Raw genomic sequence first — 23098 nt, 5'->3', positions numbered from 1 at the left:
ACCGGAAAAATCGACCAAAAATGAAATGTGCTCAATCCTTGCCAAACAAATCCCGCGTATAAACCTTATTCACCACATCGCTGATATCGTCCGTCACCCGATTCGCCACGATCACATCGGCAATGCGCTTGAACTCGGCCAAATCGTTCACCACGCGGGAATGGAAAAACTCGGCGTCCGTCACCACTGGCTCATAAACAATCACCTCGATACCCTTGGCCTTGATGCGTTTCATGATTCCCTGGATGCTCGAAGCACGGAAGTTATCCGACCCCGCCTTCATGATCAGCCGATACACCCCCACCACCTTGGGCTTCATGCGCAGGATGCTGTCCGCCACGAAATCCTTGCGGGTCGTGTTCGACTCGACAATCGCATGAATCAGGTTCTGCGGCACATCGCTGTAATTGGCCAGTAACTGCTTTGTATCCTTGGGCAGGCAATAACCGCCGTAGCCGAATGATGGATTGTTGTAATGTCCGCCAATACGCGGGTCCAGGCTCACGCCGTCGATGATTTGTCGCGTATCCAGCCCGTGCGATTCGGCATAGGTATCCAGCTCGTTAAAGTAAGCCACGCGCATCGCCAGGTAGGTATTGGCAAACAACTTGATCGCCTCGGCCTCGGTCGAGTTCGTCAACAAAACCTGCGCATCCTTGCTGACCGCCCCCTCCTTCAACAAATCAGCAAACACCTGCGCCCGCTCAGAACGCTCGCCCACAATGATGCGTGACGGATGCAGGTTGTCGTAGAGCGCCCGCCCCTCGCGCAAAAACTCCGGCGAGAAAATCACATTATCGCAACCCAGTTCCGCCCGCAGCTTCTCGGTATAACCCACCGGCACCGTCGACTTGATCACCATCGTCGCCGCCGGATTGATCGCCAGCACATCCCTCACCACTGCCTCCACCGAGCGCGTGTTGAAGTAGTTGGTCTCCGGGTCGTAGTCCGTCGGCGTGGCGATGATCACGAAAACAGCCCCGGCATACGCCTCGACCTTATCTAAGGTGGCGCGGAAATTCAGCGGCCGGTTCTGAAGAAAATCCTCAATCTCGTCATCGACAATCGGCGAGTGCTTCCGCTGCAACATCGCCACCTTTTCCGGCACGATATCCAGCGCTACCACCTCATGATGCTGCGCCAGCAACATCGCATTCGACAAACCAACATAGCCGGTACCGGCAATGGCAATCTTCATTGCATACCTTTCAACAACAAATAATCTTTTGTAAAACGATGCACCGCATCCGAGGCCAAAGCCTCATCCAGGGGCCACCAGCGAAACTCGGCATGCTGGGCATCCACCAGCGGCAGATCAAAATCTGCCGGCACATCCAGCCGGTGCCCGAGCACCACGTAGTGCGTCGAAACCTCGCATTCGCCGGCAAAACAATCCGGATAAAAATGCTCAAAGCTGCCAATCAACCGGGGAGACAACTCACCCTTGCGGAATGACTCGCCCAAGCCAAGCTCCACACCGGCAACCCGAACCAGCGCATCCGCCATTTTTTCGTTCTTGAAAATCCGGCCGCCGGGCACAAACCAGAAGCCCTGTGCCGGGCGGTTCTTGCGCAAGCCGAGCAAGACCTCGCAAGAATTTCGGACCAAAACAAGGTCGACCGCAACCAGCGGCGCCAAATCAACCACCGAGAGAAAAGCCTGCCTATCGAGCACGGCCAAACGCCAGCTGTTTAATCGCACCCAACACAAACAAGGTGTTGGTCACCAAATAACGCTTCCACAAGCGCCCCGGCTCCGAACACAAACGGTGAAACCATTCCAGCCCATAACGCTGCATCCACAAAGGCGCACGAACAATCGTCCCGGCGTGATAATCAAACGCCGCACCCACGCCAATCATCACGGCGTTGATCGTGCCGCGGTGCGCCGCCATCCACTTCTCCTGCTTCGGGCACCCGAGGCTCACCCAGACAGTACCGGCACCAGAAGCATTCATTCGCGCCACATCCGCCGCATCCTCTTCAGCGCTCAGCGCCCGAAAAGGGGGTGAAATCGCACCCGCGATCTTCAGCCCCGGAAAGGCAGCCAACAATTTGGGCTGCAGGATCGCCAATGTTTCATCCGACCCGCCGTACAGAAAAATCGACTCGCCGCGCTTGCTCGCCTGCTCGCAATACTTCCACATCAAATCCGGGCCATTAATGCGCTGCTGCCCGGCAAACCCGAGCTTGCGCAGCATCCAGGCAACCGGTGCGCCATCGGGCGTCGCCATGTCCGCCTCTGAGACCACACGGCTGAACTCAGCGTCCTGCCCGGTGGTAACAACAGAGTGAACGTTGCAGATACACACATAGCGGCTTTCACTACGAGCCGCCCAGCCTGAGACACGCTCAAGGGCTGTCTTCCAGTCCGGCGCATCGATAAATGCACCGAGTATTTTTGCGCCTTTTCTATCCACGAATCGCCGCCTCAATACCATCCGCAAAGTGCAGAACCATGTTTTCCAGCGTGTAGCGCTCGCTATCAGCCAGCGCAGCCTGCTTCATGCTGGCCAGACGAACCGGGTTCGTGATCACCTCCAGCACCGCACCGCTGTACGCTTCCGGCGAATCAGCCGTGGCCATGCCATTCACCCCATCACGCAAATAAGCAACCTCCGGCGAGTGGCGAGCCGTTGTCGTCGTCATCATCACCAGACCACTGCAAAACGCATCAACAATATGCAAACCAACCAGACCGGGGTTCAACATCACATCCCCCATGCGGAAATACAGCGCCTTTTCACGGCCCTTCCGGACGCCAAGCAGATGTATCCATGAGCGCGTCGCTGCCGCTTCCCGCATCTCTGGCATCGAAGGGCCATCGCCTATCACCACCAACGCAAAATCCGGCACCTTCTGGCGAATCAGATCCGCCGATGCAATCAGCAGATCGAGGCGCTTGTCTGGATACAGCGAGCCACAAAACAAGCCAACAGGCGCATCAGGCTCGATACCCAAGCGCCCCTTTTCCGCCGAAACCTCAGCCGCCGAACACGAGGCCAGGTCCGCCTTGAACCCGCTACTGTCAATCGCGTTATCCAGACAAGTGATCTGGCTCCGCGGGTAACCCGCCCTGGCGAGGATATCCACGGTCATCTCCGTGTACGCAAACCACCAGTCGACACGAGTCAGCAAAAAATCCTTCCATTTCTCGCGCAAGCCAGTCGGCGCATCGCTCTGGAAGTTCTTGCCATGCCCCCAATAACCCACCTTCCGCTTCGACCACAGCCGGTTTATCAGCAATGGGTAGTTCGACAGAATCCGGTTTTCCTGCATGACGACCACCAGATCAACATCCTTGAGCTGTGCAGGAAATGGCTGCCAGACAATATCCCGACTCCCCATCTCAAGAAATCGATTCCTGACCTTGTGAGCCCAAGGCAAACTGCCCTCGTCTTTCTTGATTAGCTCTCGGCGGGAAGCCTGACCGTGTACCAAGTCCAACTCGATGCCACGCTCGGCACAAACCGAACGTAGCTGATCAAAAAACTTCGTGCGGTAATGCAATAGCCGATGCTGGAGAATCACAACCTTCTTCAATTTATGCCTCTTTCTTTTTCCAAGGCAGGCTCAATAACGCAGTAGTCATAACCACGCTCGGAAAAACCAAAAACCCCGTCGCGAATTGCAGTTTCGTGACGTGCGATAACCGAAGAGTCCTGAAAACGTTGCCCGACAACCCGAGCCGGCACGCCTGCTGCAATCGAATACGGTGGAATGTCTTTGCTGACGACGCTCCCTGCAGCCACAACAGAGCCACGACCAACAGTGACGCCGGTTAGCACAATCACCCCATACCCCAACCAGACGTCACTCTCGATTACAGCCTTTTCATCCAGGAAAGGACTGGGAAAACGTCGACTACCAATCCATGGCGCATAGCGCACAGGAAAGCCAACGACAGAAAAGTCATGGTCGTGGCGCCCAACAATAGAGACGCGATTGGCAAGCAGGCAGTAATCGCCAATTTCACAGTTGGCTTCGATGTGTACCTGCTTACCGATGTAAACACCGGAGCCGATGAGTATTTTCTTGGGTGCCCAGAGACGGGTACCTTTACCTATATGGAGATCATTGCCGTAGGTAAGAAAGGCCTTTTTCCCTGCGACAAGCAATCGAGTTTGTATTTGCCGCGCAAAAGCACGTAACGACGAAAGCATCAATGACTCTCCAAATCAACCAGTTTCCTGGAGCTTGGCAGTGCGCTATCAGCATCAACTCCAGAAACCGTCGCCAAGGCGCCTAAAGCACGGCCACTCCAGGTAAATGAAGCTGCATGCTGAATGGCCATCTCGGCCATTCCCAATCGCAGCGCCTCGTCTTCAGAGAGCTTTTCCAGAGCCAATGAAAGCCTATTCACAACATCTGTTTCATCCCCATCAACAGGGACGACGATGGCAGTCTGATCTGACACTAGCGTGGCGGGCCCGCCCAAGGCCAGGCAAACAACAGGCAAACCATTGGCTTGAGCCTCAAGTACAACGTTACCGCTGGAGTCATGCAAGCTGGGGAAGAGGAAACAATGCATCGTGCGGTAAAGAGCGAACAACTCTTGCTGGGGAATTTGCTTGATCCAGTTAACCTCACCATGACATCCAAGACTCGCTGCCAAGCGGTGAAGTTCGGCCTCATAAGGGCCTCGCCCTAGCAAGGTGAAATCGATGCGAACACCACGGCTCCGTGCCAGCGCAACAGCACGAACCGCTAAATGAGCACCTTTCCACCCAACTAGACGGCCAGCAAACAGAACCCTCAAAGGATCAACTGCAGCCCTGTGGCTTGGAGTGACACCCTGTAGGGTATCGATACCAATTTCCGGATACACCAGTGCACGATGCCGAAACGGCCAAGGAAGAGCATTTTTTGTATCCTCGGTCTTGACCAGAATCGAAGTCGCCCGGCCAAATGCCACCCAGAGAAAAGGGTCAAGCAGCGATACCTTGTTTATTGCAGCACGCAGCCACTCTTTAATTCTCTCGCGCCCCTTGATAGAGCGCTTGAGCCGGCCTGGAGCATCCTCGCCACCACCCAAGGGGCCAAATACAAACGGGATGCCCAGAAAACCAAGAAAGGATGGGTGACGGAATACACCATACGTAACATGCATAGCGACATCAAAACGCTCTACCCTGTGCAAGCTCTTGGCAAAACGCCACAGACCAAACTGCCAGACCGTATAGAGCAACTGAGCAGTCGATGAATTCAATGGTGCAGTACTTAACCAAGTCGGCCGGTAGTAGGCAATGCGAAGACCAGGAACAGGATTCTCCGCAAGGTAAGGCTCAATAAGAGCTCGACGAGTTATATCGGTGACAACAACCACTTCGTGCTCTTTTGCCAGCTCAGTAGCCCACCGCCAACCCACGCCAGGCTCACTACCCGTATTTGGGGCGCACGCAAATGCTGAAAGCAAAATCTTCATTGGTTGCCAACCAAAGGAGTTATTTTCATGTCCACTGATGCAGCGCGACCATGCAATTCCATGTAAACCACCGTGCGTCGTTTTGGTAATGGCGTAGTCGGTGCCAAGGCCTGATAAATCATATGAGGCCCGCTAACCGTCACGTCGAGTTTGAAGCGATTTTTCCCGCACTGCAGTTCTGCTTGCCAGCGCGGAGGGGCCATACGAACCGTAGTTCCTTCCCAGAAAGAAAATCCGGTCCCGTCAGGTGGTGCCGCCGAGCTTTCAGCAGTCAACTGCGCATCCGGCAAATTTGCCTGGCATTCGGTATTGAAAAGAAATCCAAGCCGGCGCGACCCTTTGATCTCCGGTTTCAAACTAATCGAAGTGATTTCCCTTAGCTCACTACCTTGTATTGAAATTTTTCGTTGTGCGGCAGCATCCGGCCGATAGCTGGGCTGACTGGCGTCCATGCTTACCGAAGAGAAACTCTTCATCACACCCGGGTTCCAGCCAACCTGCCCCGCGCCATCGACAAGCGGCACGTTGTGAGCGACCGCACGCCTGAAATACTGCTCATGCAGTTTTGAACCGTAGGGGACTGTCCCCGGATCAAGAACCACAGGAACATCGTTGAAATAGATTTCCGAGGAAAGCGCTTCTTCCTGGGCATGGTGCTGGATCAATTGCCCATAGTGCATAAAGACCTGCCACCCACCAGACTTGAGCATAGCCATCCTGGTCGCCGCAAGATGAACTGATTTGACAGGTGGCAGAACCTCAAGTGGAGGTAGCGGGTCCAGAAGAGGATCGACAAGGGTTTCCCAGGTTTTGCGTCGCATCGCCTCAACCCGTCCAACGCGTGTATCCAGAACCCGATACATTTCTAAAAACAAACCGAGGTCCAGCGCAGGAGCCCGGCCAGTGGCATCACTTGGTGTGGGCAAAAAGCCATCATCAAAGCGTAGTTGCATAGGCGCCAGGAGCATGTTTTTTGCCAAATTCATTTCTGGCTGCAGGCTTGCCGAACGACCGGCCAGCGAGGCGTTTACAAACAATGGGGCCAGCGCCCGCAAAACATACGCGTTATAGGAAAAACTACCCTCGTACCACAGTGAGTTGGCAGTGACCCCTGCCTTGAGCAATGCCCGAACCCCTTTCGAGCCATCGAGCCCTACCGAAACCAACGCAGGATCGTTGAACTGAATACCGATGACAGAAATAGCCACGGCATGCCATAGCGAAATGTTGTTTACGCCTGTATTGAAATCCCGAAGATTCTCCACTATCGGCAAGAACAATTCATCGCGCCAATGAGCCTGACGCGATGACGGCACGTAGTCCTGAAGCAGTCTGACCGCTTCGATCAAGGCGATCGCACCAGTAGCCTCGTCGAGGCTCTGCCCCATCATGCGAGCCTTGCCATTCCACATGCGCAAAGGCCATCTGGCATAGTTTTCGGCATAAAAATCGAGCTGGTTAGCTGCCCAATTGGCGTAACGCGTTTCACCTGTAACCCGATAGATACGTGCGGCCTCGACAACACGTACAAAATTATTTGACCGCTCCCACGAAACCCAAGCCTGGCGAAACTTCCCTTGGGCTGCAGGACCATCCGGCGGCAATGGCATCTCAGGTCTCCAATTCACAGATGCCTGTGTTGCAGGATCGACCAGATCATGTTGCCAACCGGAAACCCACTCGGCACGGTCCCGTGGCTTGGCCATCCACGAATCCAGAGATTGCTTGCGCCCGGCCAACCACCCTTGCCACGCCTGATCAGAGGCCACGGTACTTTGCGCAAGCGTCCAATCCTCTTTGGCAACGCGACTCTGAGCATCCATCACGTCAGCGCCTAGTGCCCCGCTCAGCAAGCCAAAGAATAGAAGCAGAGCGCCGGCAGGGCGGAATATCAGCGGCGTCGCCAAGTGCCTGTCAGCCTTCATAACATTCCAGTACTGGGCGAACCGTTTTCTGCCAAAGAAAACCCTCTGCCACCTTATGGATTTCTGGACGAAGCTGACGTGAGGACGGAATCTCAGCAATAGCTGCCGCCAAGGCAGGGAGATCGCCAGCGGGAACAACGAGCCCAACTCCATCCGGTAGATAGTCATGAAAACTCCCAACGTCAAATGCAACGATAGGTGTGCCGTGGCGCATCGCTGCGAACAGCACACCGCTCTGATCTATGTGCCGGTAAGGCATAACCAGAACATCTGCAGCACCCAGCAAATGACTGACGTATTCCTCCGACAAATATGAGTTTTGCCAGGTAATTGCTTGGCCAAGTGGATGATCATGCAGCAAGGCCTCAAGTTCCTTTTGATACCTGCTATCAGCGCAACGGCCGGCAATATGAACACGCGTGCCATTAGAAAAATGCCGCGCTGCTTCAATAAGCAAATCGACACCTTTATAACGCATGACGGCCCCAAAAAAAATGACAAGGCGATCAAAATTTCCAACATGCAACTGTTCACGGGTAGCCTGAATAGCTTCCGCTGATACATGAACCAAGTCATCCAGCCCATGCTCCATGACAACGATGCGGCCAGGCTCAACATTGAACTCAGAAATCAGGCGTTGCCTGGCCTTGGCCGTGTGCACGACCAGGCAATGCGGTATGCCATATACCTGGCGAAACACTTCGCGCATTTCAGGTGTATCCCGGTCGTGCGGCAACACGTTGTGGACTGTCATTACCAACCTGCGCGACAAAAGGCGGTAGGTACGGCATTCGAAAACCCAACTTTTTTCATAACCAGTCAGAAACAAACCTGTTAGATGAAGTACTGGTCGTTTCAACACAAGAAATGACATCAAACGAAAAATATAAATTCCAAGGTTGAGCGCCTTCTTCCAGGCAGCCCGGTTTCGATCTTGTGAACCACGCAGATTGATCGTGGAAACACCAGCTTGCAGGTGCTCATACAAGGTTCTATCTGACGCAATCAAGGTGACCGCAACACCATTTTTTGCCAGTCCATTGGCAAAACCAGCCTCGTAATCCGGCTGAAACCCATTGGAAAGCAGAACGACCCCCATTACCTCAAGCCGCCAGTTCGCGCATCAAACGATAACGGCGCACGCCGTAACGCAACGCAAACTCGGGCCACCGGGTAAGCGGCGAATACTGAAAACGAGCTCGAAAATCCTCATTGAACGAGCGAACCCTATTCGCCTCTGTTGCGCTGCCAGGATGGCGCCGGAACGCAGCGAGATATTCATCCAATTGAACAGGATCGTATTTTTTGCCTACGCGCAGCCACATCTCGTAATCCATGGCGAGCCGGTAGGTTTCACTAAATCCACCAAGCTCCTGGAATACATCACGGCGCACAAAAGTTGCAGCGTGCGGAACGATGTTGCGCTTGAGCAAAGTGTCGTAACTGTAACGCGGGATCGTGTAGGCCTCTTTTTGAAGGTTCCCGCCAACATCGGAAAGAATCCGGCCAAATAGCCATTTGCAGCCCGTCCTGTCGAAGTGTTCCACCACTCGTGAAAAAACATCAGCATCCAGGTAATAGTCATCTGAATGCATATGGGCAACGATATCGCCATCGGCAGCCTCTATACCGGCGTTCATTGCTTTCGCGATACCACCGCGGATGTTATGGAGCACCTTTTTGGGATGGCAAACTGCATCAATCTTGTCCAAAGTGCCATCCGTGGAGCCACCATCGACAAAGACGATTTCATAATCTTTAAAATTCTGCTTGATTACCGAATCAATAGATTCTGAAATATATTCAAAGCTGTTCCATGTGCAAGTAACAATTGAAATCTTCACAACTGCACCCCCAAGCCTTTTACAAACAAATAATAAAATAGCCGTGGCGCAATATAGCCAATCAGAATACCAATTAAAGAAACGGCCAAAAATGCAAAAACAATATTAAATGGGAAAACCACATCAAAACTCTTTAAGTATGGAATCAGCGGTACTTGTACCAAGTATATTTCAAGGGATGCTCCACCAACCAAAGAAACTGCAGAAAATATTTTTTTTGAACGAAAATATTCAACGACATCATCGTTTGATAAAATCTCAAACAATGAGCATACCAAAGCAAGAAGTAAAAAATGAATTAAAAACTGAAAGTCACCAAACCCAGTCTTAAAAACAAATATTTTAGCCATATAGAACATCAAGATTAACCCAAAAACAATCAAAAACATTTGCCGTTGGGTAAAATACTCAAATCGAAATCGGGAAAACAATCCCCCAACCAACATAATCTGAAAATACCCTATCCACTTAAAATCTCCACTTTCAAGAGAGAAAACAGAAAGATCCAAGTATCGATAGAAATAAAAAAACGGGATAAATAACACAAGCGCTACCGCGAAAATCAATCTCGATTCAAATTTTCCGATGAAATAAAACGGAATATAGAAAATAACTATTGCCGAAATGAACCAATATCCAGTTGGCCATATAAAATAACTTAAAATAGCACCCAACCCATCAACACGAACTGATTCATTGATCAAAAAAAATAAACCTGTAACCAACCAGACCGAAGGGTAAATCTTTATAAGCCTGCGCTTTATATAATCAACAAACCCAAACGAAACCTTTGCTGCACTAAGACTTGATACGATTCCGAAACCAGAAAGAAAGAAAAACAGCGCATTTCCAATGGCCCCCCCCGTACCCAATCGCGGATCAGGATATAACAAATCAAGATGCGAATTTGTTATAAAAATCACTGCCAAAAATCGAACTAACGTTGTATCGACTCTTGGATGATTTACTTGAACGATATTGATGGATGTCATCTATTAAATAAAATATTGTTAGTATTATTTTTTGTGTAAAAATAATTACCACCAGGCAACTCTTTTAACGACAACACAGCCATAACAAACAAAGGCAAATGAATTAAAACATCCCCACCGGTAGGATTTAACATCCGAAATGTTGGCTCAGAAATTGATCTAATCAGAACAAAGATCAGATAGCCAATCAAGAACCGCTTCACCGGACCACTTGCCCGAACCGAAGCAAAAAACAACGCCCCGATATATATCAATAAACTTACTAAGCCAATTGCACCTGACTCACCAATAATCTGAAAAAACTGGCTGTGTGCATGGAAGGCGAAATTCATATTGTGAGCAATCCTATACTCAGGTGTCCATATAAATGGTCCGTAACCAAAAATGATATTACTCATCCATTCTGAAAACGCCAATTTCCATATAATAGGCCGCCCTGAAAAATCCCCTCCGCCAAACTCTTTTGCCCCAAATAGCCGTTGCATTGAATCCAAGTATTGAATACCAAACCAAATTAGGATTGAAACAACAACCATTGCAAATAGTAAATTTACTATCGCACGGCCACCATTTTCTTTGTTTTGAAAATCCATCTTTTCCATTGAAACAATCACCGCAAGCGCAACCATGCCTGCAACCCATGCTGTTTTAGACTGTGCCAGAACAAAGGCCATAACAGCCGTTACCAGTAACATGTAGCGTACAAACTTATTTTTTCCTGGGAAAATTAACTCCGAGAATAACAAAAGAAATGCAAGGGGGCCCATCGAGTTCGCATGCAAAGTCAGCCCCCAAAACCTATATGGAAAACCCGGTATATGACTAATACCATACGGTTCTATTACAAGCGACGGAAAGACAGCAATTAATCCTAAGCTAAAGCCAATTACAACACCCAACGTTAATTTTAATTTCTCTATAAAATACTTCGTATCTAACCCACCAAGCGACACCAACGCAGAGAATACCAATGGCGCCACAAAAAATGAAAATATGAGGCGAGGTTGAGTTCCAAACAACCCAGCCATCAATGGCGAAAATATCGAATATAAGAAAAAAGCACAAAAAATAAACTTCCCGTAAATATCTATATTTTTGTATGTAAGGTGAAAATTTTTCGCCAATACAATTAAACTCACACCTATTAATGCATAATTTGATGCACGCCCAAACAGTTCTCCATACATCGAGGTTGTTTGTTCCAAAGAGGAAAACAATGCCTCAGAAACCAAGACCCGCCCAGATATAAAAATGCTCATTGCCGACCCGAGAATCAACAATGATAAAATAAGAAATGCTGAACGGCGATCAGCAGAGTTTGCGAGTTGAATTACTCTAACAGCAAAGAACCCTAGAATTAGAGCAAATACAATTTCGACTATTATTACAATCGGCAACATGAAGTACATTTAATATCCGATCAACCTGATTTTCATCTTCTAATTTTTTTGAACTTTCAAAAAAACGGTACGGGTTTATATTCGCCCAATTTGTAATTTAATTTATCTTTGCGCTGGCCAATTACTTTCGCTGGAACGCCACCATTAATAGAAAATGGGGGAACACTTTTTGTAACAACAGCCCCTGTCGCCACCACCGCACCGTTTCCGATAATTACGTTAGGCAACACAATCGCGCGCCCTGAAATCCAGGCGTTATCCTCAACAACCACAGCCCCGCCGACTGCTGCAAACGTTGGACTTTGCGGATCATGTTGCATGGTCCAGATCCAGGCGCCGGTACTTATATTGACGTTATTGCCAATTCGGATGCCATTTCGGCCATCGAGAATCGCCTGATGGCCAATTACGCAGTCGTCCCCAATTTCAATTCGTTCTGGCGCACGAACTTCTGCACCAGCGTATATATAAGTACGGCAACCAATTTTCATTCCGAAAGCTCGATAGATTGCCTTGCGCATGTTGTGCGAGGGAATGTAGCCAGTTAGGCGTAACAACCACAATCGAAGGCCATTTCGGTATCGGCGGAGAATGGGAAGAAGCTTCATCTTGAATATACTCTTCGAATCAGACTGCCAACACGGGAATCAAGATCGGGTGACAGGATTCGCCCTTTCATCATGAGCACTGCCAGTGCAAGTACCAATGCACTGCAGATAACAACAAGGCCCAGCACCAGGACTGCCTGTATATCGAACACAGTCAAACTATTAGCCATGGCAGTTGCAGCCATCGCACACAGGCAAGCAGCTATTGCAGCGGGCAGCAGAGCTCTCAAAGCATCTTTCCAATTCATGTCTAATGCTTGGCAAACCAGCCGTAGCACCCAAATCGTTCGACCAAGACTTACTGCTGCTACGCCCCATGCAACGTTGCTGGCTGAAAACTGAGCAAGGTAAATGGAAACAATCAGCAAGATCAGGGTTGCAAACATTTGTGGAACAGCTTCTTTCTTCACCCGGTTCATGGCCCAAAGAATGGGGGTACCTAACGCACCAAGTGTGTAAAACGCCATGCCCACCGACGCGGCTTGCATGATGCTTGCGGCATCGACCCAACGGGGGCCATAGATACCGTTCAGCACAACCTCGGGAATCACGGCAACTGTCGCGAAAACGGGGAGCAGAAGTAGCGCAACGCTTTCCAGTACGCTCAGATAGGAGCGGCGAAGAGCACCAATGTCGTTGGCGAAGCGGGATGACGCGGAGAACAAAACTGGTTGCAGGGTTGCGAGAATCTGGGCCGCTACCGTACCCAGCAGGGTAAAGGGAACGGTATAAAGTCCTAGCGATGCCGAAGACATCACGCGGCCAACCACGATCTTGTCGACGTTGCTCGAAGCCCATGTCGAAAGATTGCTAACGATGGTTGCTCCGCCAAAATTCAGCAGGCCTTTCCCTCCTGGCGAACTGAATCTGGGGCGCAGCGGATGCGTCACCTTGCGATACCACCACGCCGCTGTGACCAGCGCTTGAACAAGCCAAGCAAAGACGAGACTCCAGACCCCGCCCCCGGCAAGGGCTACGGGAATGCCAACCAGAATGTATCCGGTGAAAAAGCCGGCAACCTGCCCGAACTGCAATGTCTTGAAATCAAGCTGCCGTTTGAGCAGGCTGGCTGACACCGAGCTTGCTGCTGTAATGAAAACCACCAAGCCAAGAACGCGAATAATGATCTCTGCTCTCGGCTCGCGGTAGAACTCGGCAATTGGGCCGGCCAACAACCAGATCAAGGCTGTCACCACCACACCAAGCAACAACTGGATGCCAAAGGCAAAGGAAATTATTTCTGGTTCGTTGGTAGCTCGTTGGATAAGTGCGGCACCGGCACCGGAGTCAGCGAAAAATATCGACAGCGAAACGACCACCAGGCCAATCGCGAAAACGCCGTATTCGCCTGGACCAAGGATTCGGGCGAGTACAGCTTGAGCCACAAGCTGGATCAAGACTTTTGCAAGGCTCCCTGCATATCCCCAGGCAGCAGCTCGCACAGCCTTGCTACCGACGACTGCTTTATCGCTCCCCTCCATTAGTCACAGCTCCTGCCACAAGCCGCTATTAGAGTTAGGCTGAAATTAAGTGGGAGAAGAAAGCGGGGGCAGCAAGACAGAGAAAAAATCAAGCTGCCATCCGTTGGGCTAATGCGACTGCGATTTGAAGTCGTCATACGCACGCGCAAGCCCCTCAGAAAAGCCCATTGAAGGATGCCATCCGATCCCGTTCAAACGAGTGGTATCCATCAGCTTTCGTGGCGTTCCATCTGGCTTGCTTGAATCAAAAACGATCTCTCCTTCGAATTGCACAGCCTTCATGACAGCCTCGGCCAACTCCTTGATCGTAACGTCGTCTCCTACACCGATATTGACGAGCGGCGGCTCGAATTTCCCGGTCTTTGACTCATCACTACCGAGCAGACTTTCGTACTTGTCATCAGGAAGATTGCTCAGGAAGACGCAGGCATCAGCCATATCTTCGCTGTAGAGGAATTCCCGCTTTGGCGTTCCGGTTCCCCAAACCGTAACTGTTGGGTCATTTGCAATCTTTGCTTCGTGGAACTTGCGAATCAGCGCCGGGATGACGTGGCTATTTTCCGGGTGATAGTTGTCGCCGGGGCCGTAGAGATTGGTGGGCATAACGGCAAGGTACTTGGTGCCGTACTGCCGGTTGTAGCTCCAGCACATTTCAATGCCGGCGATCTTGGCCAACGCGTAGGGCCGGTTGGTCGGTTCCAGCGGACCGGTGAGCAGGCATTCTTCGCTCATCGGTTGCGGGGCCATGCGCGGGTAGATGCAGCTGGAACCGAGGAACATCAGGCGCTTGACGTTGTTCACGTAAGCGGCGTGGATGATGTTGGTCTGGATCACCAGGTTTTCGCGGATGAACTGAGCCGGGTAGGTGTTGTTGGCGATGATGCCGCCCACCTTGGCCGCTGCCAAAAACACGTAGTCCGGCTTTTCTTGCTCAAAAAACAGGTCGACCGCAGCCTGATTGATCAGGTCGAGCTCCTGATGCGTGCGGGTGACGATGTTGGTGTAACCCTTGGCCTGGAGGTTGCGCACGATGGCGGAACCCACCATGCCACGGTGGCCGGCTACGTAAATTTTGGCGTTCTTGTCCATGGCTTATTCGTGGTAATCGAAGGCTTGGAAGCCGGCCATCTTGACGAGGGCATCGCGCTTGGCGGCGGTGTAGTCGGCCTGGACCATTTCCTGGACGAGTTCGGCCAGGGTGGTCTTGGGCACCCAGCCGAGTTTTTCCTTGGCCTTGGTCGGGTCGCCGAGCAGGGTTTCGACTTCGGTCGGGCGGAAGTAGCGCGGGTCGACCTTGACGATGGTGTCGCCGACTTTGACTTTGGCTTCCTTGTTGGTGACGGCAGTAACGACGCCAACTTCTTTCTCGCCTTCACCGTCCCAGCGTAGCTGGATGCCAAGTTCGGCGGCAGCGAATTCGACAAACTGGCGGACGCTGTATTGAACGCCGGTGGCGATAACGAAGTCGTCCGGCGTCTCTTGTTGCAGCATCAGCCACTGCATTTCAACGTAGTCGCGGGCATGGCCCCAGTCGCGCAGTGACGAAAGGTTGCCGAGGTAGAGGCAGTCTTGCAGGCCGAGCGCCATGCGGGCGACGGCACGGGTGATCTTGCGGGTGACGAAGGTTTCGCCGCGCAGCGGGGATTCGTGGTTGAACAGGATGCCGTTGCAGGCGTAGATGCCATAGGCTTCACGGTAGTTAACGGTGATCCAGTAGGCGTACATCTTGGCGACGGCGTAGGGGCTGCGCGGGTAGAAAGGCGTGGTTTCCTTTTGCGGAATCTCTTGCACCAGACCGTAGAGTTCGCTGGTGGATGCCTGGTAGAACTTGGTCTTCTTCTCAAGACCAAGGATGCGGATGGCTTCGAGGATGCGCAAGGTGCCCATGCCGTCGGCGTTGGCGGTGTATTCGGGGGATTCGAAGCTGACCGCCACGTGGCTCATGGCGCCGAGGTTGTAGATTTCGTCGGGCTGGGTCTGCTGGATGATGCGGATCAGGTTGGTGGAGTCGGTGAGGTCACCGTAGTGCAGGACGAAGTTCTTGTTTTCGACGTGCGGGTCTTGGTAGAGGTGATCGATGCGGTCAGTGTTGAAGGACGAAGCACGACGCTTGATGCCATGAACGATGTAGCCCTTCTTGAGCAGGAATTCGGCAAGATAGGCGCCGTCCTGGCCGGTGATGCCGGTGATGAGTGCTGTTTTTTGCGTGGTGGTCATAGAGTCAGTCATGGTTCTAGTTAGGTTGAAGATTGCCGGTAAGGCGTTGGCGGTGTTCCGGGGCCAGTGCTTCGAGCATCTGGGCAGCAAAGCGGTTTTGAATTTGGTAGGCGTTGTCGCTTTGCGCGTCGATGGAGGAAACGCGAATGAGCATGCCGTCGGGTATTTTTCCGCTCAGGCCATAGCTCATTTCGGCGAGCTTTTTGTGGATGCCGGGTTTAACAACCTGATCTCCGATGGTTGTCCAGTAGGTGACAGGTTCGCTGCGCTGCCCCAGGGTGGTGAGAATGCGGATCACCGGAATTTCGCCATTCTTGACAATGAGGGTGCCCGATTGCTTGCCCTGCAGCGCGAAGCCCTGCGCCGGGTAGCAGACCTCTGGTTTATGCACCTGCATGGAATCGCTTTGGTCATTGCCATAGGCAATGGAAAGCATGATGCGATAGCCGCTGCCATTTACATAGGTGCGGGATAGTGTTTGGCTGTAAATTTTGTCGAGCATTTCTTTGGTTTGCGGGTCGACAATTTGGGTACCCGATTGTTTCTTTTCTTGCCACTCGCCAAAGGCATGCGGAATCATGGTTTCCAGAACCACCTTCGGCCCCTGGTCAGCGATCTTGTGCGTTGGCCGCATGGCGACGGCGAGGCCAGCGCTGGCTAGCATGAGGACGAGCAGGATGATGTTGCGGATCGGGAGGTTCATGGGTTTATGCCTTGACCGTAGCCGACTGGCTGCGCCAGCGCTTTTCGCCAAGTTGCAGTAGCGAATCAACGCCCATGATGATCAGCAACGCGGTGATAAAAAGCACCATGCCGGCAAAGCCATGCAGGAAGCCCTGCCCTGCTTCGTCACCAAAATGGTAGGTGATGAGGGTCAGCACCATGACGCGGATGACGTTGGCGGTGAAGGAAATGGGGATGATGAAGATGGCCAGCGTCACGTTTCTGAAGAATGAGTCGTGGCGAACGATATTAAGGTAGAGCAGGCCAAGCGCTTCGAGCGTGAATAGGGTTTGCAGGCCGGCGCAGGCGTCGGCAACGAGCAGTTTGTACTGGCCAATCTGCAGGATGACACCGCTGCGCGAGATGGGGTAGCCCACCCAGTAGAGTACGTTTTCGGCCACGTAGGAGACGGCCATCTTCATGGGCAGCGTCAGCGCATCGACGAAGGCGCCTGGCAGCGGGATCATGAAGAGCAGGAAGAAGAGAGGGAACCAGGCAGCGCCCAGGGCTGCCCAGCCGCGCAGGATGAGCAGCAGGCTGGCGATGACAATGATTTGCGAGCCGACTTCAAAGAGCAGAATGTCTTGCGAGCGGCCGATGGCGTAGAGCAGCAGGCCAAGGATGAAGAGCGGCCAACCGGTCTTGGAGGGCGCTGTGGGCATTTCGTGGATGACGAGGCGTTGCTTCCAGAAGAACCACAGGGCCACGCCGAGGATGATGGGGCCGTGCGCCTGCGCTTCGGTGGCCCAGATGGTGCGGGAAAGATCGACCCAGGTGGGTACGTAGAGCGCGATGAGGCCGATGAAAATGGGGAACCATTCGGCGATGGCCAGGCGGGGTTGCGCCGGGAGTATCTGCCCGTTTTGTGCTGCGTGGTTCATTGCCAGACCTTTGGCGGCTGACTGCTACGGTCAACCGGAAATTTTGCCGAAAAATGAAATGTCATAGGCAGTGCATCTCGCAAAAACCGGGGATAACCCCCGGTATTTTTGCTGCGCAAGACGGAGGTGCGTCGGTTTCTATGGCGAAAACGCGCATCCGAGGAGCAAAGCGAGAATGAACTGAACCGCATGCTGGGCTACCCGTTGTTGAGCACTGCGCCAACAACCGCAACACCGCTGTGCTGTAGCGAGGTGACGAAGGCTTGCAGGGCGGGGGCGGACGACATGTCCTTGCGGGCGACGACGACGGCGCCGCGGGTGCGGGCAGAGATGGTCTGGCTGTCGGCGGTTTCTGCGCCGGCCGGGGTGTCGACGATCACGATGTCGTACTGGCCGGCGGCGGTGGCCATCAGCGCGTTGAACACGGGGCGGGCCAGCAGTTCCTGCGGGTTAGGCGGGGTGGCGCCAGCCGGCAAGACGGAAAGATCGATGAGGCCGGGGATGCGGGTGACAGCTTCGGCCAGTTCGGCGCGGCCAGCCAGCAGGCTGGAAAGACCGAGTTTGTTTTCGAGGCGGAAGAGCTGGTGCTGGCTCGGGTTGCGCAGGTCGGCATCGATCAGCAGCGTGCGCTCGCCGAGTTGCGAGAAAACGACGGCGAGGTTGGCGGCGGTGAAGCTGCGGCCTTCTGCCCTGCCCGCGCTAACGACGGCCAATGTCTTGTGGCCGACATCGGCATCGAACCAGCGCAGCATGAGCTGGCTGCGCACGGCGCGCAGTTGTTCGACGATGGGGCTGAAGGGTTTGAAGGCGGCGACGACTTCTTCGCTGACGCGCTCGTCACCGGGCATCAGGTAGGGGTAGTCGTACTGGCGGGAGAGCGCCTGCTGGATGTCGGCTTCAGTGAGCAGGCCAAGCTGGATGGCGGCATCGCCAAAGCGCAGGCCCTGCTCTTTTTGCAGCTTGAGGATGCGCTCGGCGGCTTCCGGCGTCAGGCGGCCGTTGTCGATGAGAATGGCGCCGATGGAGCGGCCGGCGCCGGTGTCGAGTTTTTCGGTCATTGCGTTCATCTCTGATCAGGCCTTCGCTGCGGCTGGCTGATTGCCGGTATTGAGAGCGGGTTCGCGATTGCCACGGTCAACCGGATTTTTTGCCCAAAATCGAAACCCTCTTTTTGCCTTGGGCAGCGCGGAATCGAGTTCGGCGAGCACGGGCAGGTCAAGCGCCAGAGTGAGGTCTTCGGCCGAACGGATGCGGCGCTGGCTGAGTTCGAGCACGAGCGCGGCGCCTACACCGAGCATGGTGCCGAGGAAGATGGAGACCAGCACGTTGAGGAAAACTTTGGGCCGTGAGTGCTGCGTCGGCTCGGTGGCCGGGCTGAGCACGAGCACGTTGGTCTGCTGCGACTGGCCTTCGAGGTTGCTTTGCGTCATGCGCTGGCCGACGGCCTCGTAGGCGCGGCGGGCGGTTTCGACGTCGTTGACCAGCACGCTGAGTTCATCGCGCTCGGAGCGGATGGCCAGCACGCGCTTTTTCTGCTCTTCGATAGCTCTCTTGAGTTCGTCCTGCTTGACGACACCGAACTTGCTGGCGACGGCGTTACCGCCGGAAATGCGGCCAATTTCCTGGCGCAGTTGCTGGCGCTGTTCCTCGATCTGAGCTTCAAGCTGCAGGACTTGCGGGTGGTTCTTGCCGAGGTTGCTGCCGATTTGCGAAAGCTGCGATTCAGCACGGGCGATATCAGCCTTGAGCCCCTGGATCAGGGGATTCTGCAGCACTTCGAGTGAGAGTTCGCTGGTCCCGCTCTTTTGCCGGCTGGAGGCGTCGGCGCGCTGGGCCTGGGTGGCGGAAAGCTGCATGGTCAGATCGTTGAGGCGGGCCGTTTCGTTGTCGATCATGCGGTCGTCGGTAACGACGATGCCTTTTTCCTGCTGGTAGGCAGAAAGGCGGGACTGGGTTTTTTCCAGATTGGCGCGCAGGCCTTTCTGGCGTTCTTCAAACCAGGCGCTGTATTGGCGGGCCGGTTCGACGCGCATTTCGATGGAGGTGTCGATGTAGGCCTGGGCAAAGGCGTTGGCGACGGCCGCGGCAAACATCGGGTCGGCACCGGAGAAATTCACGTTGATGACGTTGCTCTCGCGGGAGGGCTTGATGTCGAGCTTCTTTTGCAGGATTGCGGCGTAGTAGCTTTCCAACGTGCCCTTGCCTTCGCTGGCTTCCTTCCACTTCTCGACGGCATCGGCACTCTTCTCGAAGCCAAGCAGCTTGACGACGCGGGTGGCCACGCGGTCGCTGTTGATGATGTCCATCTGCGTCGCCATGTAGCCAGGCGCCATCATGCCCTGCATGATCATGCCAGCGATGGGATCGGGTGACTTGACGTCGATGACCAGCGAGGTGGTGGCGGTGTATTCCTTGGGCAGGATCAGGCTGATGACCAGCGTGGTCAGCACGGTGACGCCAAAAATCGACAACGCCAGCTTGCGGCGCGCCCAGAGGATGAGGAGGAATTGCTGAAAAGTCATGCGGGGCTTTCGGTGATCTTCTTTTTAGAAGAAGCTTTCCTGGACGTAGAGAACGTCGTCGGCTTGAATGAGGTCGGACTTTTCCGGGGAGATGATCTGTACCTTGCCGTCCGGACCGCGACGATGAATGCGCAGGCCGCGCTCGGTGCCGCGAATGGTCAGGCCGGCACTCTGGGCCAGGCCCTGCAGCACGCTCATGTTGCGCTCCAGGCGATAGGAGCCGCCGCGCTGGACTTCACCGTAGATGTAAAAAACCGGGGCGCGATGGACATAGATGATGTCGCCTCCAAGCACCGGAATGTCGAGATCGGTATTGCCGCTGATGAACATGGCGGGGATATCGATTTCCTGGCGGTAGGCCTTGCCGTCGCGCAGGCCGGAAAGAATGATGACATCGGCGCCGCCGGAGGGGATGGCACCGCCGGCCGTGGCCAGCATGTCGGTCAGGCGGGTGTTGCCGGTTTCAATGGGGTAGCGGCCCGGGCGATTGACCATGCCGAGGATGGAAACCTGATTACCCTTGAATTGCATGAGCAGGATGTTGACCTGCGGCTTTTGCACAAAGCCGCCTTCGCGCAGCTTGTTGGCAATGGCCAACTCGGCATCGGCAATCGACAGCCCGCCAAGCTGCACGGCACCGATCAGCGGATAGGTGACGGCGCCGCTTTCGGCGACGCGGGTTTCAACCGTGAGGTCAGGGTTCTGGAAGACGCTGATCTTGATGGCGTCGCCGGCCCCCAGGCGGTAGTCGACCTGCTTGCCCTGCGCCTGCGCGCCGGCGATCAGGCCAAAGGTGACGAGAATGCCGAGGAGAAGTCTGTGTAGGGTGCTCATGGATGTGTGATTTCCGCTTTACTTGAGACCGGCAATGCCTTTGTTGACGGCAGCCTCGGTGGGGGTGGCAGCAGCCTTTTGCGGCGCTTCGGCAGGCGCGGCAGCAGCGGCCGGCGCAGGTGCGACAAATTCGCCGGCGTATTCGATCTTGGCCTTTTCACGCAGCTCTTTCATGGTGCTGCGGGCGGCTTCGGATTTTTGCTTGTTGTTGATGAAATTTTCGATGAAAGGCTGGGCCTTGATTTCGTCCATTGGCTCGGGCTTGCTGGCGAGCACGGTGACGAGGGCAACACGGCCCTGGTTCTCGATCATCTGGATCTGACCATCCTTGGCTTGCGCCATACGCGGCAGCAATTCGAGGGAGAGTTGTTCGGCGGCCTTGACGCTGACACCGCCGGCAACTTCAACGCCCTTGGCCTTGAGGCCACTGACCACTTCAGCCACCGAGAATTTGCCGCTGCCCAGCTGCGCCTTCACACCGGCGATGATTTCCGGGCTGGCGGCAAAGCCGACTTCTTCAAGGCGGTAGATCTTGCGGTTGGCAAACAGCTCGGGATGCTCGCCGTAGAACTTGTGGACCTCTTCGGCCGAGGGCTTGGCCTGCTTGGCAACCTTTTGCTCGATGAAGGCGCGGGCGAGAATTTCGCGGCGGGCACTTTCGATGGCCTGCATGACATTCGGCGTGCGCTCAAGCTTGGCTTCCATGGCCTGCTGCACGGCCAGTTCCTGGTCGATCAGGCTTTCCAGCACTTGGCGCTTGGCGGCTTCGGCCTTGGCGGCGGGAATGTTGGGTGTGCGCTGCAGCACGAAGTTGATCTGATGAACGGAGATTTCGCCGTCATTCACTTTGGCGGCAACCTGGGTAGCCGCTTTTTTCTCGGGCGGACGATCGCCGCAAGCGCCAAGTACCAGGGTGGAAAGAACAACGGCAGAGATGGTTTTGAGCTTGTTCACAGGGTCACCTTAAAAATGGTTGCAGCGGATTCTTGAATGGCGTGGGTCACGTCAGTACTGGGCGCTGAGCGAGACAAAAGTGGTGCGGTCGTTGTAGTCGTAGCGGTCGTCGTTGACGTTACGCTTTTCGAAATTCATGCCGGCTTTGAGTTCTAGCCAGCGCGCGGGCCGGTAGCCGATATCGAGGCCGGCCCGAGAAATCTTGTCTTCACGCGGCTCGACACCGGCAGGCAGCGGGGCTATTTCGCCGCGATAGCTGCGCTTGCCGTAACCCAGGCGGGCGCCGGTGGAAATCTTTTCAGTAGCGGCCCAGCGGGCACCAAGGTTGAGTTCGTCAAGCTCGTAATAGCTGGAGGTGATCTGTCCGAAAGGTGGTTGCGCTTCCCGGTAACTGCTCTGGAAGCCTTCCAGAGCGTGCTTGTAGCCGAAGGTCAAACTGCTCTTGCCGGTGGCGGCATAGACGAGATCGAGGTTGCCGGCCCAGCCGCTGTAGTCGCGCGAGGCAAAGTGGTCGTGCTTACGTTCGAGGTATTCGAGCCGGCTGCGCAATTGCGTCTTGCCGGTGAGCAGCCAGCTGGCATCAAGCTCGACGCTGTTGTGCGAAAACCCGTTGTCGGACTGCGCGGCAGCATTGAACGGCCGATTCGAGTAGCTGCCATCCAGCTGCTTGACGCGCAGCGCAACGGTGTTGCCGGAAACGGGGCGGAAACGGATGCCGTAGTTGAAGCCGCTGGCTTCGTAATCATTTTCGGCCAGGACAGCCTGTTCGTTGGTCACGCTGGTACGCGAAACGCCGAGGAAGGCCGCCCAGCTGGTGTGAAACCAGTAATTGGCGGTGAAACGCTCGTTCTCGATCAGGCGGACGTTACGCGCCCGATAGTTGCTGGTGGTGTAGTCGGCATAAGTGTTGAGCGATTCGGCACGATCAAGGGAAAGTTCGCCCGTCCAGCGGGTGCCGACTGCCCACAGCCACTTGCCATCGTAGTTCAGGGCCAGGAAATCGAGGTAGTTGTTGCGCTTGTAGCTGGTGTCGACAAAACTGACATTGCCGATCAGTTGCTGCAGGCCAAAGGTCTTGTTGAGATTGAGGCCCAGCGTGGCCATGGTGATGGTGTCGGAACGCCCTTCCAGACCAAAACTGGCTGGGTTCACCGACGGAGCCAGGCGAAACAGGTTGTTGTCATGCATCATCGTGAGCGCGGCACTCAGATTGACGACATCGCCCTCGTTCGCCACCGCAACGGATGCATGAACAAGTATGGAGGCCGCAGATGCGATCAGGATTTTTCGGCA

The 23098-nt window shown here is 54.2% G+C and carries 22 protein-coding genes; all 22 read right to left on the bottom strand.

What is annotated here, in order from left to right:
- Positions 1-31 precede the first annotated feature (31 nt).
- The 22 genes from KI613_RS09305 to epsL all read right to left on the bottom strand — a co-directional run bounded on the left by KI613_RS09305 (position 32) and on the right by epsL (position 23041).
- Positions 32-1198: a nucleotide sugar dehydrogenase gene (locus KI613_RS09305; protein WP_226405208.1), complete on the bottom strand. Its 1167-nt coding sequence runs from the start codon at positions 1196-1198 to the stop codon at positions 32-34.
- The gene (locus KI613_RS09300; RefSeq protein ID WP_226405207.1) at positions 1195-1674 is read right to left on the bottom strand and encodes a GDP-mannose mannosyl hydrolase; all 480 of its coding nucleotides are present in this window, start codon (positions 1672-1674) and stop codon (positions 1195-1197) included. Before KI613_RS09300 ends, KI613_RS09305 begins: the two co-directional genes overlap by 4 nt.
- On the bottom strand, positions 1664-2419 hold the full coding sequence (locus KI613_RS09295; RefSeq protein WP_226405205.1) for a WecB/TagA/CpsF family glycosyltransferase: 756 nt from the start codon (positions 2417-2419) through the stop codon (positions 1664-1666). Before KI613_RS09295 ends, KI613_RS09300 begins: the two co-directional genes overlap by 11 nt.
- Positions 2412-3542, bottom strand: a complete 1131-nt coding sequence (locus KI613_RS09290; RefSeq protein ID WP_226405203.1) for a glycosyltransferase family 4 protein — start codon at positions 3540-3542, stop codon at positions 2412-2414. Before KI613_RS09290 ends, KI613_RS09295 begins: the two co-directional genes overlap by 8 nt.
- Entirely contained in the window at positions 3539-4162 is a 624-nt protein-coding gene (locus KI613_RS09285) for an acyltransferase (RefSeq protein ID WP_226405201.1), read from the bottom strand. The genes KI613_RS09290 and KI613_RS09285 overlap by 4 nt, the downstream gene beginning before the upstream one ends.
- Positions 4162-5424, bottom strand: coding sequence for a glycosyltransferase family 4 protein (locus KI613_RS09280; RefSeq protein ID WP_226405199.1), 1263 nt, complete (start codon positions 5422-5424; stop codon positions 4162-4164). The genes KI613_RS09285 and KI613_RS09280 overlap by 1 nt, the downstream gene beginning before the upstream one ends.
- A complete protein-coding gene (locus tag KI613_RS09275; protein ID WP_226405197.1) occupies positions 5421-7349 on the bottom strand; it encodes a heparinase II/III domain-containing protein in 1929 nt (642 codons plus the stop codon). Before KI613_RS09275 ends, KI613_RS09280 begins: the two co-directional genes overlap by 4 nt.
- On the bottom strand, positions 7339-8448 hold the full coding sequence (locus KI613_RS09270) for a glycosyltransferase family 4 protein (protein WP_226405195.1): 1110 nt from the start codon (positions 8446-8448) through the stop codon (positions 7339-7341). The genes KI613_RS09275 and KI613_RS09270 overlap by 11 nt, the downstream gene beginning before the upstream one ends.
- 4 nt (positions 8449-8452) lie before the next feature.
- The gene (locus KI613_RS09265) at positions 8453-9193 is read right to left on the bottom strand and encodes a glycosyltransferase family 2 protein (protein WP_226405193.1); all 741 of its coding nucleotides are present in this window, start codon (positions 9191-9193) and stop codon (positions 8453-8455) included.
- Positions 9190-10185 carry an acyltransferase family protein gene (locus tag KI613_RS09260; protein WP_226405191.1) on the bottom strand — a complete coding sequence of 332 codons (996 nt, stop codon included), beginning with the start codon at positions 10183-10185 and terminating at the stop codon, positions 9190-9192. The genes KI613_RS09265 and KI613_RS09260 overlap by 4 nt, the downstream gene beginning before the upstream one ends.
- Positions 10182-11594 carry an O-antigen ligase family protein gene (locus KI613_RS09255; RefSeq protein WP_226405189.1) on the bottom strand — a complete coding sequence of 471 codons (1413 nt, stop codon included), beginning with the start codon at positions 11592-11594 and terminating at the stop codon, positions 10182-10184. The genes KI613_RS09260 and KI613_RS09255 overlap by 4 nt, the downstream gene beginning before the upstream one ends.
- A 47-nt stretch (positions 11595-11641) precedes the next feature.
- Positions 11642-12193, bottom strand: a complete 552-nt coding sequence (locus KI613_RS21300) for an acyltransferase (RefSeq protein WP_319004097.1) — start codon at positions 12191-12193, stop codon at positions 11642-11644.
- Positions 12190-13674, bottom strand: coding sequence for a lipopolysaccharide biosynthesis protein (locus tag KI613_RS09240; protein WP_226405188.1), 1485 nt, complete (start codon positions 13672-13674; stop codon positions 12190-12192). The genes KI613_RS21300 and KI613_RS09240 overlap by 4 nt, the downstream gene beginning before the upstream one ends.
- Positions 13675-13782: 108 nt before the next feature.
- Positions 13783-14763, bottom strand: a complete 981-nt coding sequence (locus tag KI613_RS09235; protein ID WP_226405186.1) for a GDP-L-fucose synthase family protein — start codon at positions 14761-14763, stop codon at positions 13783-13785.
- 3 nt (positions 14764-14766) lie between these two features.
- Complete coding sequence (gene gmd / locus KI613_RS09230; protein ID WP_226405184.1) at positions 14767-15891, bottom strand: GDP-mannose 4,6-dehydratase; 1125 nt, start codon at positions 15889-15891, stop codon at positions 14767-14769.
- 16 nt (positions 15892-15907) lie between these two features.
- Positions 15908-16594: an exosortase-associated protein EpsI, B-type gene (gene epsI, locus KI613_RS09225; protein WP_226405182.1), complete on the bottom strand. Its 687-nt coding sequence runs from the start codon at positions 16592-16594 to the stop codon at positions 15908-15910.
- Positions 16595-16598: 4 nt separating this feature from the next.
- Positions 16599-17495: an exosortase B gene (gene xrtB / locus KI613_RS09220; protein ID WP_226405180.1), complete on the bottom strand. Its 897-nt coding sequence runs from the start codon at positions 17493-17495 to the stop codon at positions 16599-16601.
- A 197-nt stretch (positions 17496-17692) separates the two neighbouring features.
- On the bottom strand, positions 17693-18553 hold the full coding sequence (gene epsG, locus KI613_RS09215) for a chain length determinant protein tyrosine kinase EpsG (protein ID WP_226405178.1): 861 nt from the start codon (positions 18551-18553) through the stop codon (positions 17693-17695).
- 15 nt (positions 18554-18568) lie between these two features.
- Positions 18569-20017: a chain length determinant protein EpsF gene (gene epsF, locus KI613_RS09210; RefSeq protein WP_226405176.1), complete on the bottom strand. Its 1449-nt coding sequence runs from the start codon at positions 20015-20017 to the stop codon at positions 18569-18571.
- A gap of 24 nt (positions 20018-20041) precedes the next feature.
- The gene (gene epsE, locus KI613_RS09205; protein ID WP_226405174.1) at positions 20042-20851 is read right to left on the bottom strand and encodes a polysaccharide export protein EpsE; all 810 of its coding nucleotides are present in this window, start codon (positions 20849-20851) and stop codon (positions 20042-20044) included.
- A gap of 18 nt (positions 20852-20869) precedes the next feature.
- Entirely contained in the window at positions 20870-21805 is a 936-nt protein-coding gene (locus tag KI613_RS09200; protein ID WP_226405172.1) for an EpsD family peptidyl-prolyl cis-trans isomerase, read from the bottom strand.
- A gap of 51 nt (positions 21806-21856) precedes the next feature.
- Positions 21857-23041: an XrtB/PEP-CTERM-associated polysaccharide biosynthesis outer membrane protein EpsL gene (epsL, locus tag KI613_RS09195; RefSeq protein ID WP_226405170.1), complete on the bottom strand. Its 1185-nt coding sequence runs from the start codon at positions 23039-23041 to the stop codon at positions 21857-21859.
- Positions 23042-23098 lie beyond the last annotated feature (57 nt).

Origin of the sequence: Ferribacterium limneticum (assembly GCF_020510585.1) — a bacterium.
Lineage (GTDB): Bacteria > Pseudomonadota > Gammaproteobacteria > Burkholderiales > Rhodocyclaceae > Azonexus.
This window is presented reverse-complemented; position numbering and strand designations above follow the sequence as displayed.